Annotated in this window: 1 pseudogene; it reads right to left on the reverse strand. The window is 39.4% G+C overall.

Annotation, left to right across the window (positions count from 1 at the left end):
• Nucleotides 1-862, reverse strand: a pseudogene (locus EHS15_RS10545) (hypothetical protein); the annotation flags it as partial.
• Between the last annotated feature and the right edge of the window lie 278 nt (nucleotides 863-1,140).

Here is a 1,140-nt window from a genome sequence, read left to right on the forward strand (position 1 = left end):
AGCTCTTATCACCTTCCCCCCTCGCTCCAAAAATCAATTTCTGCAAACCTTCTGCATAGCGAACATTACCTAGAAAAGATATTTCATCCAGATATAACTGACTCCACTTCGGGCTTACATAGTGATAGGAGCGGAAGGATTGCTTTAATATATTGTTCCTTGCTTCAGCACCGTTAGAAGTCACTCCCTGCTTAGTAATCCATCTTTCCCTAGACAAATTATATCTAGGGTCTTTACTCTTCTTCGAGTGATTCACCATCCTATGATTTGGTCTGTCCCAGATAAATGTATAACCTTCGTCCGTGAACAAAGGAATTGATTTCGGAATCTTAGAATTTAGATCATTGCCCAAATAATTTTGATTATTTAAGGGAATCGATTTATAAAATGTCATTCCATGATTGATTCCCACGGTATGGCATAAGATCCCCTTCTGCTCTCCACCAAGACTATTAGAAAGATAAATCGATGATGATCCTGTTTTGTAACGTCGAGACCTATGCTTATTCGCTCTCAGTGATGAAGAATACAGCACAACACTATCTGCAACAGCTACAGGAACACCCTTTAAAATCGGTCTCAAATCACTGTTGCCTTTAGGAAGATGAATTGGATGATCTTGGGCAAAGGTTTCCAATTCCTTGTATAATTGATCCCTTAGAGTATCATTCAACAAAGACAAAATGATTTGGATTCTTCGCTTCAGGTAGTAAGCAGATTTATAAGAGAGATTTAGTTTTTTGCTGATTTCAGTCGAAGTCACTACCTTAGGATACTGCAAAATCATATCATGGAGTATGAAGGAAAAATAACTTAGAGGTAATTTGAAGTTATCGAATGGAGTTTTTGCAGTTACACTCAATTCTCTATTGCATTCCTTACATTTGGCAATGCTAGGACGACTTTTCCGGTGAAGGAAGCGAAGATCAGTGCTGTTACAAGTGCATTTTCTTTCGAAGAGAGTGATGAGAATCTTTGCAGATAGAATGGAATAGTAGTGATTTGCTTCTGGAATGATTTTAAGAGCGTTTTGCCGGAACGCATTTACAACGGGGCGGAATGGGATGTTTGGTCCGAAGTTCGAGAGTAGCTCGAATTTCGGGTTAGGCGTGTTCGTGCGGGGAGTTGTAAATAAGTGCC

The sequence above is a fragment of the Leptospira idonii genome, from assembly GCF_004770995.1.
Taxonomy (GTDB): domain Bacteria; phylum Spirochaetota; class Leptospiria; order Leptospirales; family Leptospiraceae; genus Leptospira_A; species Leptospira_A idonii.